11 protein-coding genes are annotated in these 14,671 nt (G+C 63.3%); 2 read left to right on the forward strand and 9 right to left on the reverse strand.

Features of this window, described 5'->3' with window-relative positions; genetic code table 11:
* The first annotated feature begins 46 nt into the window (after positions 1-46).
* Positions 47-892 carry a 3-deoxy-8-phosphooctulonate synthase gene (gene kdsA, locus DBR47_RS13480; protein WP_124450833.1) on the forward strand — a complete coding sequence of 282 codons (846 nt, stop codon included), beginning with the start codon at positions 47-49 and terminating at the stop codon, positions 890-892.
* Here kdsA and DBR47_RS13485 read toward each other — a convergent pair.
* Positions 861-2,114 carry a glycosyltransferase gene (locus DBR47_RS13485; protein ID WP_124450835.1) on the reverse strand — a complete coding sequence of 418 codons (1,254 nt, stop codon included), beginning with the start codon at positions 2,112-2,114 and terminating at the stop codon, positions 861-863. The genes kdsA and DBR47_RS13485 overlap by 32 nt on opposite strands.
* Before the next feature lie 204 nt (positions 2,115-2,318).
* Between DBR47_RS13485 and DBR47_RS13490 the strand changes: the two genes are divergently transcribed.
* Positions 2,319-3,986, forward strand: coding sequence for an asparagine synthetase B (locus tag DBR47_RS13490; RefSeq protein WP_124450837.1), 1,668 nt, complete (start codon positions 2,319-2,321; stop codon positions 3,984-3,986).
* On the opposite strand, the gene DBR47_RS13495 is transcribed toward DBR47_RS13490, so the two are convergent.
* The 8 genes from DBR47_RS13495 to DBR47_RS13530 are packed head-to-tail and all read right to left on the reverse strand — an operon-like array spanning position 3,983 to position 14,657.
* Positions 3,983-4,924 carry a polysaccharide deacetylase family protein gene (locus DBR47_RS13495; RefSeq protein WP_231512296.1) on the reverse strand — a complete coding sequence of 314 codons (942 nt, stop codon included), beginning with the start codon at positions 4,922-4,924 and terminating at the stop codon, positions 3,983-3,985. The two genes, DBR47_RS13490 and DBR47_RS13495, sit on opposite strands and share 4 nt — an antisense overlap.
* A gap of 37 nt (positions 4,925-4,961) precedes the next feature.
* On the reverse strand, positions 4,962-6,254 hold the full coding sequence (locus DBR47_RS13500) for a putative O-glycosylation ligase, exosortase A system-associated (RefSeq protein WP_124450841.1): 1,293 nt from the start codon (positions 6,252-6,254) through the stop codon (positions 4,962-4,964).
* Positions 6,247-7,476: a glycosyltransferase family 4 protein gene (locus DBR47_RS13505; protein WP_231512297.1), complete on the reverse strand. Its 1,230-nt coding sequence runs from the start codon at positions 7,474-7,476 to the stop codon at positions 6,247-6,249. Before DBR47_RS13505 ends, DBR47_RS13500 begins: the two co-directional genes overlap by 8 nt.
* A 10-nt stretch (positions 7,477-7,486) precedes the next feature.
* The gene (locus tag DBR47_RS13510; RefSeq protein ID WP_124450845.1) at positions 7,487-8,656 is read right to left on the reverse strand and encodes a glycosyltransferase family 4 protein; all 1,170 of its coding nucleotides are present in this window, start codon (positions 8,654-8,656) and stop codon (positions 7,487-7,489) included.
* A 7-nt stretch (positions 8,657-8,663) separates the two neighbouring features.
* The gene (locus tag DBR47_RS13515) at positions 8,664-10,613 is read right to left on the reverse strand and encodes an XrtA/PEP-CTERM system amidotransferase (RefSeq protein WP_124450847.1); all 1,950 of its coding nucleotides are present in this window, start codon (positions 10,611-10,613) and stop codon (positions 8,664-8,666) included.
* Positions 10,614-10,639: 26 nt separating this feature from the next.
* On the reverse strand, positions 10,640-11,827 hold the full coding sequence (locus tag DBR47_RS13520; RefSeq protein ID WP_124450849.1) for a TIGR03088 family PEP-CTERM/XrtA system glycosyltransferase: 1,188 nt from the start codon (positions 11,825-11,827) through the stop codon (positions 10,640-10,642).
* Positions 11,824-13,437 carry an exosortase A gene (gene xrtA / locus DBR47_RS13525; RefSeq protein ID WP_124450851.1) on the reverse strand — a complete coding sequence of 538 codons (1,614 nt, stop codon included), beginning with the start codon at positions 13,435-13,437 and terminating at the stop codon, positions 11,824-11,826. The genes DBR47_RS13520 and xrtA overlap by 4 nt, the downstream gene beginning before the upstream one ends.
* Positions 13,434-14,657, reverse strand: a complete 1,224-nt coding sequence (locus tag DBR47_RS13530; protein WP_124450853.1) for a TIGR03087 family PEP-CTERM/XrtA system glycosyltransferase — start codon at positions 14,655-14,657, stop codon at positions 13,434-13,436. The genes xrtA and DBR47_RS13530 overlap by 4 nt, the downstream gene beginning before the upstream one ends.
* Positions 14,658-14,671: the final 14 nt, after the last annotated feature.

Genomic DNA, 14,671 nt, shown 5'->3' on the forward strand with positions numbered 1-14,671 from the left:
CAGCCCAGGGCGGGCCTGCCGCCAAGAACTCAAGGACGCCGCGCTCATGCAGATCACCATCAATCCCCAAATCACCGTCGCCAATGACAAGCCCTTCGTCTTGTTTGGCGGCATCAATGTGCTGGAGTCCAAGGAGCTGGCCCTGCGCGCCGCCGCCGAGTATGTGCGTGTGACTCAGAAGTTAGGCATTCCCTATGTCTTCAAGGCCAGCTTCGACAAGGCCAATCGCTCCTCCATCCATTCCTACCGTGGCCCCGGCCTGGAGGAAGGGCTGAAGATCTTCGAAGCCGTCAAGGCCGAGTTCGGCGTGCCCCTGCTCACCGATGTGCATGAGCCCTGGCAAGCCAAGCCTGTGGCCGAGGTGGTGGACGTCTTGCAGCTACCCGCATTTTTGGCGCGCCAGACCGATTTGGTCGTGGCCCTGGCCCAGACCGGCCGCGTCATCAATATCAAGAAGCCGCAGTTTCTGAGCCCATCGCAGATGCTCAATATCGTCGAGAAGTTCCGCGAGGCCGGCAATGAACAGCTCCTGCTGTGCGAGCGTGGTGCCTGCCTGGGCTATGACAATCTGGTGGTGGACATGCTGGGCTTCGGCGTGATGAAGAAGACCTGCCAGGACCTGCCGCTGATCTTCGACGTCACCCACGCCTTGCAGCAGCGCGACCCGGGCGGCGCCGCCTCCGGTGGCCGCCGCCAGCAGGTGGCCGATCTGGCCCGTGCTGGCCTGGCCGTGGGCCTGGCCGGTCTGTTCCTGGAAGCCCATCCGGATCCGGATCAGGCCAAGTGCGACGGCCCCAGCGCCCTGCCCTTGGACCAATTGGAGCCCTTCCTGAGCCAACTCAAGGCCCTGGACGATCTGGTCAAGAGCTTGCCAGCGCTGGACATTCGCTGAGCCGCTCAAACAGCGCCGCCAGCGCCGCCGTGCGCTGGCTTCTTGAGGCGGCGGCCACGACGCCAGCATCCGCCAACGCAAGCCCGCCCGCAGCCAGTTTGCGCAAGTACGTCGGCAAGGCCGCTGCGATCGCCTCGGCAGAGTCCAGCGGCAAGATGTCTTGCAAACCAGCGGCTCGCAAGGTGGTGGCCGTATCGCCTGCCGAGTCCGTGAGCGCCAGAATGGGCCGACCGGCGCGCAGGTATTCGTAGAGCTTGGCGGGCACCTGGGTATTGCAATTGGCCGCCTGCAGGAGCAGCAAGGCATCGGCCGACAGCATCTCGGCCAATGCCTCCTCATAAGGCAGGGCTGGGCAGAGTTCGACAAAGCCGCTCACGCCCGCAGCCTGCGCCATCTGAGCCAATTCTTGATCGTGTGCCGAACCTCGAAAGCGCAGGCGCAACTGGCTAGGGCTCAGCGTTCCTTCGACGGCCAGGCGGCCTAGCGCCTCGAACAAGGGCCGGGGATCACGCTCCCATGGGTAAACGATGCCGCTGTGCAGCAAGACCAAGGGCCCCTGCGCCCGTGTTGCCGGGCTGGCTGCAACGAGTTTCTTCTCTGCCGCCAGAAAACTCGCCTCGTCATAGCCATTTTCCAGCAAAGAAATATCGGCCGCGCGCCGGGGATACCGCTGGCGGTAATAAGCCAGGGCGCCGGGCGTGGTGAATGTGCAATGGCGGGCACGATCAAAAACTATTTGCTCGACACGCCGGTATGAAGCCCAGATTTTCGGATCGCGGGGATATTCATCATGCGCCATCGGGTCACGAAAATCCGCCACCCAGGGCAGGCCTGACAGACGCTGCAAATCCGCCCCAATCAAATGCGCGCTCGCAATCGGGAAGGTGGACCAGATCAGTGCCGGCCGGTAACGCTTGATCATCTGCAGCCCCCGGCGCAGCGCATCCAAGCGCCATGTCAGCCAGCGATCGGGCCGTGCCAACCAGCCGGGATAGCGGCCAAAGATAGAGAGATCGCGCGCCGTATCCAGGGCGTAAGCACGCTGCACCACCAAATCAGGAGGGATCTCGCCCAGCAAATCGCTGCTGGTACTGGGATAGGCTCTGGGATGGGCGCTCAAGACCAGAGGCCGCCAGCCAAGCGCTGGCAGGTTTTGAGCAAAACGCAGAGTTCTCTGGATGCCGCTGCTTCCCGCCAGTGGGGGGAAATGGTAGGCAATCATGAGAACTCGACGATTCAATGGGGCTCCACGCAAATTTGCAGCCATGATACTTGACTGAAACCCTGGGCTTAGCCCCCGTAAACAGAGGGCGGCGCGGGTTCCATGGGCCCATATCCTGGCCACGCCCATCGGGTATATTCGCTCGGCATTTCCGATACTGCCTTGCCTGTGTAAACACTCCCCAGTTTTAGATAAAGACCGCAAATGACCGCCCTCTCCCGCACCTTGTTGACCGGCAGCCCTCGTTTCAGCGCAGCGCAACTGGCACAGATGCAGGACGCCTTGGGCACGGAGGCTGCTTGGCGGCAGGCGTTTGCGAAGGGCGAACCCGCCCAGGCCTTGGCGGGCATACAGGGCAGCTTCGCCCTTGGCCTGGATTTGGAAGATGGGCAGACCGTGCTGGCGGTGGACCGTTTTTCCATCGAAACCCTGTGCTACCGAGTGGTGGGCAATGAGCTGCGCTTTGCCAGCCGGGCCGATGAGTTGGCGGACGGTACGACCATAGACCCGCAGGCGATTTACGACTACCTCTACTTCCACGTCATCCCGGCACCGCGCACCATCTTTAAGGATGTGTTCCGTCTGCCGGCTGGCCATTTCGCTGTCTTCTCTGCAGGCAAGCTGAGCGTTCAGCCCTATTGGACCGCGGACTTCCAGCCCCTCAGCAAGCCGGACTTTACGACGCTCAAGACCGAATTCCTGCAGACCCTGGCGGACTCGGTGCAGTCTCAACTCGACGGCAGCAAGGCGGCCTGCTTTTTGAGTGGCGGTACCGACAGCTCCACCATCGCCGGCATGCTCAGCCGCGTTAGCGGTCAAAAACCTGCCAGCTATTCCATCGGCTTTGAAGCCGAGGGCTATGACGAGATGGAATACGCCCGCCTGGCAGCCAAGCATTTCAATACCGAGCATCACGAATACTATGTGACGCCTCAAGACCTGGTGCAGAGCATCCCCCTGGTGGCCGGTTTCTACGATCAGCCCTTTGGCAACTCCTCCGCCCTGCCCGCCTACTACTGCGCCAAGATGGCCAAGCAGGATGGGGTCACGAAAATTTTGGCGGGTGACGGTGGCGACGAGCTCTTCGGTGGCAATACCCGTTATGCCAAGCAAAAAGTCTTTGGCGTCTACGAAGACATCCCTGGCGGCCTGCGCTCGGCCCTGGTCGATCCCCTGCTGCTGAACGGTGTGGCCGAAGCCACACCGCTGCTGCGCAAGGCCAGCAGCTATGTGCGCCAGGCCAAGGTGCCCATGCCCGAGCGCCTGCAGACCTACAACCTGCTGGAGCGCCTGGGCGTCGCCGAGGTGCTGTCGCCCGCCCTTCTGGCCCAGGTCAACCAAGCCGGGCCGCAGGCCCAGCAAGCGCAAGTCTGGGCCGCGCCCAAGGCCACCCATTTGGTGGACCGCATGCTGGCATTTGACTGGCGCTACACCTTGGCCGAGGCCGATCTGCCCAAGGTGCGTGGCACCACGCAGTTAGCGGGCTTGAACGTGGGTTTCCCCATGCTGGATGAGCGCATGCTGGCCATTGCACTGAAGCTGCCAGGCGACTACAAGCTCAAGGGCCTGAAGCTGCGCTGGTTCTTCAAAGAGGCGCTGCGCGGCTTCTTGCCAGACGAGATCATCACCAAAAAGAAGCAGGGCTTTGGCCTGCCCTTCGGCGTCTGGGCCACCCGCCATGCGGACCTCAAGGCCTTGGCCGCCGCCTCGCTGGAAAGCCTGGTCTCACGCGGCCTGGTTAACCAGCGCTTTGTGCGCCAGCTGCTGGATCAGCGCCTGGCCGAACACCCCGGCTACTACGGCGAGATGTTGTGGATCTTGATGATGCTGGAGCAGTGGCTGCAAAAGCACGCGCCCGGCTACAAGATCTAAGCGATCAAATTGCGCATCAGGCGCAGGCCAAAAGCGCTCTTGGATGCGTCCCAGGGCGTGAAGCGCTGCAGCTGCAGCGGGTCGGCGCCGGGGCCGGATGCCCCCCAGGCGGTGGACACGGCGGTCTTGAAGCCCAGCTCGCGCACCATGGCCACATGCTCGGGCGCGTAGTCCCGGCCGGGCTTGCCGTTAGGGTAAGCAAACAGCGTGCATTCCTGGCCCAGCAAATCCTCCAGATAGCGCTTGCTGCTGAGAATTTCCTCGCGGGCCGAGTCGGGCGCCGTCTTGGCCAGGATGGGGTGTGAGACGGTGTGAGCGCCGATCTGCATGCCGGCCTCGAACAAGTGGCGCACGCCGTCCGGGCCCATCATCAATTGTTCGTTCAAGACCGCGCCGCTGCGGGCCAACAAGTCTTGGGTCGCAGCCAAGCGTTGGTCTAGTGGCAAGTACTTGATCTTGCCGATGATGGCCTCGATGGCCGCGCGACGGGAGGCGGCGTCACTCAAATGAAAGCAGCCGTGCTCGCCAAAATCCAGCTCGGCCTGGCGGCAATGGCGCACCGACTCGATCACCGTGTCATTCCACATGCGCCCGCCCTGCAAGAAACCGGTGGCGATGAAGAAGGTGGCGGGCAGGCCGTGCTTTTGCAGAATCGGCAAGGCAATCTGGGCGTTGTCGGCATAGCCATCATCGAAGGTGATGCAGCAGGCGCGCGTGGGCAGGCGGCCTTCGGCCAATAATTGCCCAGCCTGATCCAGGGGCAAGACCTGGAACCAGGCTTTCAGCCAAGTGCAGATCTCATCAAAGCGCCGAGCATGGACCTCGTCGGGAAATATCTCGTCCGGCTGCGGCAGCACCCGGTGAAAGATCAGAATCGACAAACGACCACGAGCGGCGGTGGCCGAAAGCAGCTTGAACCCCAGACGCATGAAATCCATTGGCGAGCGAGAAAAGTTTTTTGTGGAGAGGAATCGCTCAGGCCGGCTTTCGCAGGCGGCTGAGATCCAGGCCTGGCTTGGGCGCGGTGGGCGGTGGCTCCTTGACCTTGCCGTCCATCAAACGGCAGGCCAGCACCACCAGAATCATGATGTTGTAGGGCAAGTCGTAATAGGACAGGCTCAGGAATGCACCGCCGACCAGATAGCCCACCAGACTCACCTGGCACATGGCGCCCAGGTCCGAGAACCACTGGGTCTCGGGCTTTTTGCGCCCCTCCCGGTACAGCCGCCCGGCCGAGCGCCAGACGAAGAACCAGAGCAATAAAAAGATGAACAAGCCCACAAAGCCATGTTCACCCAAGACCATGAAATAGATGCTGTGGGCCGCATGCACATCCAGCGGGTCGGGGGCATAGAGCGCAAACAGCGTCCCTGCGCTGACCATAAAGCCACCACCAAAGAAGTTGTGCGAGGCCAGATTGAAAGCCATCCACCAGGCATTGATGCGGCCACCGGCCGAGGTGTCCTGTTCATAGGTTTTGATGGTGGACATGCGTTCGGTCCAGCTGTCCGGCATGAAGGCGATCAGGGCGATGCCCAAGACCAAGAGCACCAGGCCCATCTGCGCCTTGTTCTTGCCCCGCCACCACAGCAACAAGGTCATCGCCGCAATCGCCAGCAAAGCAACGCGCGACTGGCTGCCCAGGGCCGAGGCCGCGCACAAAAGCATGGAGATACCCAGGCCGCGGCGTATCCATTTATTGTCTGAATTGAGCTGCAGAAAACGCATCAAAGGGATGGTCATCACCAAGGCCAGGGCGACCTCGTTATTGCCCTCGATATAGCTGCCCTCGGGGCCCCAGACGCGGTAACTGCCGCCGGTGGCAAAGGTGAACAAGCCGCCCTTGACGCCGTAAAAACCCAGCGAGCCCACCAGCACCCAGGCCAGGGTGAAGATGTGCTGGCGGGTGTAGAGCACGGCCAAGGCCACCAGAATCATGAAGTCGATCTTCATCACCCGCACCCAAAGATCAAAGCTGCGGTCAAAGAAGAAGGAAAAGGGCAAGGTGATGCACATCCACAGCATGAACACCATCAGAACCCCGGTCTCACGCGAGACGAAGTAATGGATCTTGTCCTTGGTAGCGAAGATGCCAATCAGGGTCGAGCCGGCCATGGCTGCAGCCACCGGCAGCGAATTGAGCACCCAGCTATAGGTGTGCGGGTTCATGATGCTGACCCAGGTCCAGCCCATGATGCCTATCCAGGGCTGGCGCAAGGCCTTGATCATCAGCCACAGCAGCACCCCGCCCAGAATCAGGTCACGCATCAGGCCCCCTACCCTGCGTCTTGGCCCCGCTCAGCCGATTGAACAAGTCCAGCTGCGCCTGGGTGGTGGCGGCCCAGCTGAAGCCTTCGGCGAAACGGCGCACCGCAGCGCGATCGGGCATGGCGGCCAAGAGTTGCGCCAGCTCATGCGCGAAAGCCAGGCCAGTGCGTTCTTTAACCAAGCGACCGGCCACCGGGTCCGACACCACCTCGGGCGTGCCCCAGATATCGGTGGCGACCACGGGCGTGCCGCAGGCCATGGACTCTAGCAAGACATTCGCCCAGCCTTCGCGACTGGAGGCCAGGATGAAGATTTCGGCCGCGCTATACCAGCGATACAGCTCGGCATTGGGCTGGGCACCCGGCATGCTCAAGTGCTGGGCCACGCCCAGCCTCTCGGCCAGTTCCTGCAGATTCTTGCGCTCCGGCCCCTCGCCCACGATCACCAGCCTTGCATTGGGAAATCGCGGCAGCAGATGGGCCAGGGCCTCGATGGCCAGATGGTGGCCTTTGCGTTCAATCAGATAGCCGACCGACATCAGCAGAGGCGAGCCCTGCAAGCCCAGCTCCTCACGGACCTGAGCCGGCGGCGCGGGCCGGAAGCGCTGCAGATCCACGCCGTTGCGCATCACATGCAGGCGCTCCTCCGGGATGTTCCAGCCGCGCAGCACATCGACCAGGGCCGAACACACGCCGATAGAGCCCTGCGCCCTGCGCGCCGCCCACTGCATCATCTTGCGCGGCAAGCTGTACTGGGGGATCAGGTTCAGATCGGTACCGCGAGCGGTGATGGTGAGCGGCTTCTTGAAATGCCGGGCCAGCATGGCGGCGGCAACGCCATCGGGGTAGTAGTAATGGGCGTCAATGACGTCGAAGTCGAAGCCCTCGTCCAGCAATTGCTGCACCGCCGCCTTGGCGCCCAGGAAGAGCCCCAGGGGTGCCAGATTCATGCCTATCTTGGGCAGCAGGCCGTAGCGAGGATGTAAGACCTCGATGCCGTTGCGATGCTCGCGCGCGGGGGTCTTGGCCATCAGGGCGTACTCGCCCCAGCGGCCGTCGGTGGAGGGGAACCAGGGCACGGGCGCCACCACGCGGGATTCGATTTGCCCGCTGGCGATCAACTCGCGCAAACGGGTTTCGACAAAGATGCCATGGCCCGGACGCACGCTGCTGGGATAGAGCGTGGAAAAGGTCAGGACACGCAGTTTTCGGGGCTCGGTCACGGCAGCAGGCTCACTTCTTCTTGCTTTGCAAAGTTTGGAACAAGCCCAAGACCCGGCCCGCATGCTGCACCCAGGTCAGCTGCTTGGCGGCGATCACGCCAGCCGCGGCCGCCGCCACCCGCTCACGCAGGGCCGCGTCTTCACACAGCCGATCTAGGGCCTTCTCGATGCCTTGGGCATCCAGCGGGTCGTAGAGCACAGCGTCCACACCGGCCGTCAAGATCTCGTGGTGATTGGGTTGATCGGGTGCCACGATGGCCTTGCCCAGGGCCAGGTACTCGAACAGGCACAGGGGCGAGGCATAGGGCACCAGGGCGGTTTGCAGGGCGATATCAAAAGCCATGGACAGGGCCGGCACCTGCTCGCGCGGCACGGCGCCGGTAAAGCTCAGGCGATCGGCCACACCCAGCTGTCGGGCACAGGCCTCGATCTCGGCGCGCGCCGGGCCGTCACCGATCACCATCAGATGCACGGGATAGCGCGGCGCCTGCTTGGCCACCCAGGCCATGATGCGATCCAGCCGGTCCCACTCGCGCACAAAACCGGTGAAGCCCACGACCAACTTGCCTTGCAGGCCTTGGCCGGCCTTGGCCTGCTCCACACTGGGTAGATGCTGGTAATGCGCCAGATTGATGGCATTGGGAATGACGTGGATGCGGGCCGGATCCAAGCCTTTGCCGACCATATAGTCGGCCAGCACCTGGGTCACAGGCAAGAGCAGATCGGCCTGTTTCCAAACATAGAGCTCGGCCCAGTCGGCCAAGCGTGGCCAGGACAGACCGCCGTACTCACGCCGCTCCACCGCCATCGGTGCGTTATCTTCCAAAATCAGCGGCAGCTTGAAGCGCTTTTTGGCCCAGATGCCGGCCAGCAGATAGAGGTTGTAGCGCTCGTAAATGCCTGCCGGCCGGTGCTGGCGGATGGCCGCACTCAAACGGCGGTAGGCAACCCAGGAATAAGCCAGCTCGGCCAATTCGTAGAGCTGACGCGGCAGCAAGGCCTTGAGTCGCCCCACCCATCCGGGGCTGCCGCCACCGGCCTCAGAAGGGCTGTCAGACCCAACCGAGGGCGCGCATTCGATCACCTCGGTGCCCAGGGCACGCAGACCCAGAATCATCTCGGTGATATGGGTGGACTGACCGTCTTTGGAGGCCGTGCGGTGATGGTAAAGAATCTTCATCCTGCGTTCAGACCCCGGCCATCTCATTCACCGGCGCGGCCTTGGGCAGGCCGCTGGCGGCGCTGCCGTCCATCACATTGCGCAGGAAGGCGTCATACATCAGCAAGCTCCACAAAGGCGTGCTGTGGTCGCGCGAGCCGCCCTCATGCTGCTCGACCATCTGCGCAATCGCGGCTTGATCGAACATGCCGGACTCGGCCAAGGGCCCAGCCAACAAGGCCTCGCGCACCCGCTGACGCAAGGGCCCACGGAACCAGCGCGCCAGCGGCACAGCAAAACCCATCTTGGGCCGGTACATGATGTCGTTCGGCAGATAAGGCTCCATCGCCTTCTTCAACAGGAATTTGCTTTCGCCATTGCGGATCTTCAGTGAGGAAGGCAAGGTGCCCAGCCATTCGACGATCTCGTGATCCATCAGGGGTTCACGCACCTCCAGGGAATGGGCCATGCTGGCGCGGTCCACCTTGGTGTTGATATCGCCGACCAGATAGGTCTGGGTGTCGATGTACTGGATCAGGGCCAGCGGATCCTCCGTGCCGGCATTGGCGGCGTGGCGGGTGAAGACCTCGCGGGCGGTGTAGCCGCCCAGCTCGGCCTTGAAGGACTTGCTGTAGAGCTTTGATCGGTCCGCATCGCGCAGCAAACTCATGCTGTGGAAATAGGCCTGAACCGAGTCGCGGGCCAGGGCCTCAAACGTGGTCTTGGCGCGGAACACGCGCGGCGCCCAATCGGCCTTGGGATAAAGCTGGCCCAAGGTTCCGAACAAAGGCCGCCGCAAGCCTAATGGCAGGGCCGAGCGCATGCGCTCTTCCATCAGATGCAGCTTGTAACGGCGATAGCCGCCAAAGGTTTCGTCGCCGCCGTCACCCGACAAGGCCACGGTCACATGTTTGCGTGCCAGCTGGCAGACCCGGTAGGTGGGGATGGCCGAGCTGTCGGCATAAGGCTCGTCGTAAAGCCGCGCCAGGGTGTCGATCAGATCGAAGTCATCGCTCTGCACCGTCTCGACGCGGTGGTTGGTGTGATATCGATCAGCCACCGTCTGCGCGAAGGCGGCTTCGTTAAAGGCCGGGTCTTCAAAGGCGATGGAGCAGGTGTTGACCGGGCCCTTGGACTGCTGGGCCATCATGGCCACGACGGCGCTGGAGTCCACCCCGCCGGAGAGAAAAGCTCCCAGCGGCACCTCGGCAATCATGCGCAGGCGGATGGACTCTTGCAGGCGGCGGGTCAGCTCTTCGCAGGCCTCGGCGTCACCGATTTTGGCGTCCAGCGAGAAGCGCACATCCCAGAAGCGGCGCGGCTCGCCGACCGGCTCACCGCGTCGAATGAGCAAGGTATGGGCCGGCGGCAGCTTTTTGGCCTGTTTGAAAATGGTGCGCGGCTCGGCCACATAGCCCAGGGCGAAATACTCTTCCACCGCCAGCGGGTCGATGTCGCGGCGCAGGCCGCCGTGGGCCACCAGGGACTTCAGCTCGGAGCCGAAGAGCAGCGTGCCGTCGTCCAGCAAGGCGTAGTAAAAGGGCTTGACGCCCAGGCGGTCGCGCGCCATGAAGAGCGTCTGCTTGTTGCGGTCCCACAGGGCGAAGGCGAACATGCCGCGAAAGCGCTGCACGCAATCCACACCCCAGGATTCCCAGGCGTGCACGATGACCTCGGTATCGCTCTTGGTCTTGAAGACATGGCCCAAGGCTTGCAGCTCGGGGATCAGGGACTGGTAGTTGTAGATCTCGCCGTTGAAGACCACCACCACCGACTCGTCCTCATTGAACAAGGGTTGCTGGCCGGTGGCGATGTCGATGATGGACAGGCGACGGTGGCCAAAGCCCAGACCGGGCTCCAGATGCAAGCTGCCTTCGTCGGGGCCACGGTGATGCTGCGAATCGTTCATGCGCTGCAAAACCGCCGCGCTCATATCACGCTTGCCGCGGGTGTCAAAAAAGCCGGTGATGCCGCACATAGTCTGCTTCGCTTGCGAAATGAATTTCAAACATCAAAGGTCTTTGCACCGGCCACGCCCTGCTGCTGACACAGCTGGTCGTACACCGAGGCATAGGTCTTCATCATGGCCTTCATGCTGAAGTGCTCCAGCACCCGCGCCCGGCCCGCCTGCCCCAGGGTCTGGGCCCGGGCCGGGTCCAAGGCCAGGGCTTGCAAGGCGGCCGCCATGCCTTGCTCTTGCGCGGGCGGCACCAGCAGGCCGGTCTGGCCTTCCAGCACCAGGTCTGCGCTGCCTCCCACCCGCGTCGCCACCACAGGCAGGCCGCAGGCCATGGCCTCAAGAATCGTATTCGATATGCCCTCGGCCAGGGAGGGCAAGGCAAAGCAATGCAGGCCGCGCATCACGGCGGGCACATCGCTGCGTTCGCCCGGTAACCAGGCTAGGTCGTCCACGCCTGCCTCATCAAGCAGGGCCTGAGCCTGGGCGCGCAAAGGCCCCTCACCCACCATGACCAGGCGCAGGCGCTCGCGCTGCTCAGGTCTTTGCTGCAAGACCTGCACAAAGGCGCGGGCCAACATCAGCTGATCCTTCACCGGCGCCATGCGGCCCACGGTGCCCACCAGCCAATGCCGGCCGGGCTCAAACGGGCAGCCAGGAATAGGCTGGGGGCCAGCCGCTGCCGGGGCAAAGCGCTCGGTATCCACGCCGTTATAGGCCTGGGTGATGCGAGCCGGCTCCACATGGATGGCGCGCTGCAGATAGTCCGCCAGATCGCGAGACAAGGCGATATAGCGCTGCACCAGCGGGCGGTAAAAGCGCCGCACCCTTTGATGGCTGATATTGCTGCCGTCCAGATCGCTCACATCACGCCCATGCTCGCCATGCACGCGCACCGGCACCCCGGCGGCCCAGGCCGGCAGCTGTACCTCGAGCGCGGCCAGATTGCGGCTGTGCACGATGGTAGGCCGCAGGCGGCGGAACAGGCGGAAGAGCTGGGGGAAAAGCCAGAAACCATGACCCGGCTTTTTGTGCAGGGAGATGAACTCCACATCCGAGCGATGGATGCGTCGCTTGAAGTCGGTCACCTCGGTCAGGGCCAGCACGGCATGGCGGTAGGCATGGGCCGGCATATGGTTGATCAGATTGACCACGCCGTTCTCCAGGCCGCCGGTGTCAAAGCGATACATCACATGCAGCACCAAGGGGCGCGTGTCCTTTGCAGGCGGGCTCATCGCGCCCCCTGGGCCAGGCCCGCATCGCGCTCGGCCCGCAAGCTGGCCTCGATCTGCGCCCAGTTGTCCTGCACAAAACGCTGCAGCAAGGCGTCGTCCTTGCCGGCCTGCGCCTTGTTGGCATACAGAATGATCACGGCCGCATCATCGCCCTGGCCCAGCAAGCGGTAGACGGCCCCGTACAGCTTGGCCTGCCAGTCCTGGCTCAGCACCCGGCCGTTGACCCAGTAAAGCTGCCAGACCCGCAAACGGGACTGCAGATCGGCCTCGCTCGATCCATGGCCCAGAGCGCTGCCGCGCAGCTCGGCCGTGCGCAGAGGCAGCACGGCTGCGTTGACCGGCAACTCCTGGCGGCCACTGGCGACCTGGGCCCAGTCATGATCCTTTGAGCGCACCAGCACATTGTTGGAGCTGATCAGCTTGCTCTCAAAACCCTGATGGCGGTAGTAGCCCAGATAGAGCCCGACCTCGGCGCCATCGCCACGGGCATAGCTGGCCTGCAAATCGGCAGCCGGCTGCTCAAAGGCCGGTTTGAATTGAGGCAACGCCTCAGCGCGCAACTGCCAGTCTGGGCCGACCAGCTTCGCTGCGCTGAGTTGTGGCGGCAGCGTCGTGGCACTGTGCTCCAAACGGGCCACCATCAGCTGCGGCAAGGCCAAAAGGCCAAGTAAAAGCAAGGCACTGACCCAGGGCAGCCAGGCAGGCAGGGGCTTGGCTTGCTGGGGCGAGGCACCGTCTTTCAGTACCGCTGCAGCCGGTTGAGGATCGGGCTCGGACCAACGCGAGCCAATCATGAACATGGCGAACATCACGATGCCGAAAAAAGCCCAGCCATAGATCAGATGATCGGCCCCCGCGGCCAGCTTATTGCCCGAGAGATGGCCCAGCATCACGATCAGATAGGCCCGCATCCAATTGGCGGCCAGAGGCAGGACGGCGGCCACGACGACGAAGATCCAGCGCCGTTTGAGCGAGCGGTAGTTCAGGTAGGCAAACAAGGTGCCCACCATCACCGAGGCCATCAGATAGCGGATGCCGCTGCAGGCCTCCACCACCGACCAACTGCCCGAGGGGATGACAAACTGCAAACCCTCGCGGAACACCGGCACGCCCGTTAGGCGCAGGGCGGCAACGGTGAAGTCCGCCGTCCACTCCATCAGCTGGGGCATGATGAATTCGCCGAAGGGCACGGCGAAGAACAGAAAGCCCAGCGGAAAAGCCAGGCTACGCGCCACCGCCCAGCCCAAGGTCACCGGCACGACCAAGATCAGCATGGCGGTGAAGGCAAACTGGGTGGCGGCATTGACGGCGGCCAACTCACCCAACAACCAGAGCAAGCCCACCAAGGCCAGGGGGAGCAAGGCGCTCAAAGCAGGCCGTGGCTCAAGCCCGGCCAAGACCGCACGCTGCCGCCAGATCAGCCATAGCGAGAGCGGCGGCACGACAAAGGCATGGGCAAAGGTTTCGGAGCGATTCCAGATCTCCACCATGGCCAGGCCCGTGCCGCGGAACAGCAGGAGCACGCCCATCAAGGCCAGGACAAAGCCCGGCAAGGCCTGGCGCCAAGCAGCTGACAAGCTCGGGGGCGCGGGTTGCAGCGCTGCGCTCATGCCGCCACCTGTTCTTGCTGCGGGATCAAACGGGCCAGATGTCTATCAATGCCGGAGAGGTGGGCCTCCCAGCTATAGCTGGCCAGCACACGGGCGCGGCCTGCAGCGCCGATGCGAGCCGCCTTGGCTGAGTCCTGCAACAAGTCGTCAAGCTGACGCACATAGTCCTCAACTTCGACGGCCGCCAACAGCTCCTGCCCCTCGGTCGCCGCAATGGCTTGCACGCAGCTGCCTGCGGCGACCACCGGCCGGCCCATGGCCATGGCTTCCAGAATCTTGTTTTGAATGCCACGCGCCAAACGCAGGGGCGCCACCACGGCGCCCGCATGCTGCAGATAGGGCCGCACATCGGGCACGGTGCCGGTGACGCTGACCGCCGCACCCGCCAAGGCTTGCACGGCGGGCGTGGGGCTACGGCCGACGATGTGGAAGTGCAGCGTCGGCCAGCGCTCGCGCAGGCGGGGCAAGACCTCGGCCACAAACCAGATCACCGCGTCGGCATTGGGCCAATAGTCCATGGCGCCGGTGAAGACCAGGGGGATCTGGCCTTCGGCGAAAGGGCTAAGGCAGTCTGCGCGCGGGCTGAAGAACTCGGCATCGACGCCATTGCACAGGGGCTCGACGGTCGCCTGCATGCCGGGTGTGAGATCGCGGAAGAGCTGCACTTCCTTGTCGGTGACGAAGAAGGAACAGGCCGCGCGCTCGGCGCTGCGGCGCTCAAAAGCCAGCAACTCCCGCCCTTCCCGGCCATAGAGCCAGGACATGGGCCAGGCATGGGCGCGGCCGTAGTCGGTCCATTTGGCGGAGTCCACATCGACGAAATCGACCAGCATGGGCAGATGACGCAAGCTTTCGGCGTACTGGGCCATGGGCGAGGAAAACACGATCACCGCATCGATCTTCTGCGTGGCCACCAATTGGGCAATCCAGGCGCTGAGGCCCGCGTCGCGGTAAAAAGGCAGGCTCAAAGCCTCGCCGCTGATCAAACCGCGCAAAGACTTGAGCTTGGCCAGACGCGGGTTCAGCGCGCTGGCATGGACCTCGGCGCACAGGCCGCGCAACTTGTCCAGGTATTGCCAATCCTGCTCGTCGTCGACAAAAGTGCCGAGGAAGACGCGATGCTGGGCCGCCAGATGCTTGAGCAGATGAAAGGAGCGCACCTTATCGCCCTTGTTGGGCGGGTAAGGCAGGCGGTGCACCAGGTAAAGGATATTGGCCATGAAAGGTGCGCGCT

Source organism: Paucibacter sp. KBW04, assembly GCF_003852425.1.
Classification (GTDB): Bacteria; Pseudomonadota; Gammaproteobacteria; order Burkholderiales; family Burkholderiaceae_C; genus Paucibacter_A.

What these genes read in the sequence shown, in the direction of transcription:
- DBR47_RS13500 (WP_124450841.1), bottom strand. Translation starts at nt 6,254, where the DNA reads ATGCGTGACCTGATTCTGGGCGGGGTGCTGCTGTGGCTGATGATCAAG.
- DBR47_RS13515 (WP_124450847.1), bottom strand. Translation starts at nt 10,613, where the DNA reads ATGTGCGGCATCACCGGCTTTTTTGACACCCGCGGCAAGCGTGATATG.
- DBR47_RS13520 (WP_124450849.1), bottom strand. Translation starts at nt 11,827, where the DNA reads ATGAGCCCGCCTGCAAAGGACACGCGCCCCTTGGTGCTGCATGTGATG.
- DBR47_RS13495 (WP_231512296.1), bottom strand. Translation starts at nt 4,924, where the DNA reads ATGGATTTCATGCGTCTGGGGTTCAAGCTGCTTTCGGCCACCGCCGCT.
- DBR47_RS13485 (WP_124450835.1), bottom strand. Translation starts at nt 2,114, where the DNA reads ATGATTGCCTACCATTTCCCCCCACTGGCGGGAAGCAGCGGCATCCAG.
- DBR47_RS13490 (WP_124450837.1), top strand. Translation starts at nt 2,319, where the DNA reads ATGACCGCCCTCTCCCGCACCTTGTTGACCGGCAGCCCTCGTTTCAGC.
- kdsA (WP_124450833.1), top strand. Translation starts at nt 47, where the DNA reads ATGCAGATCACCATCAATCCCCAAATCACCGTCGCCAATGACAAGCCC.
- DBR47_RS13510 (WP_124450845.1), bottom strand. Translation starts at nt 8,656, where the DNA reads ATGAAGATTCTTTACCATCACCGCACGGCCTCCAAAGACGGTCAGTCC.
- xrtA (WP_124450851.1), bottom strand. Translation starts at nt 13,437, where the DNA reads ATGAGCGCAGCGCTGCAACCCGCGCCCCCGAGCTTGTCAGCTGCTTGG.
- DBR47_RS13530 (WP_124450853.1), bottom strand. Translation starts at nt 14,657, where the DNA reads ATGGCCAATATCCTTTACCTGGTGCACCGCCTGCCTTACCCGCCCAAC.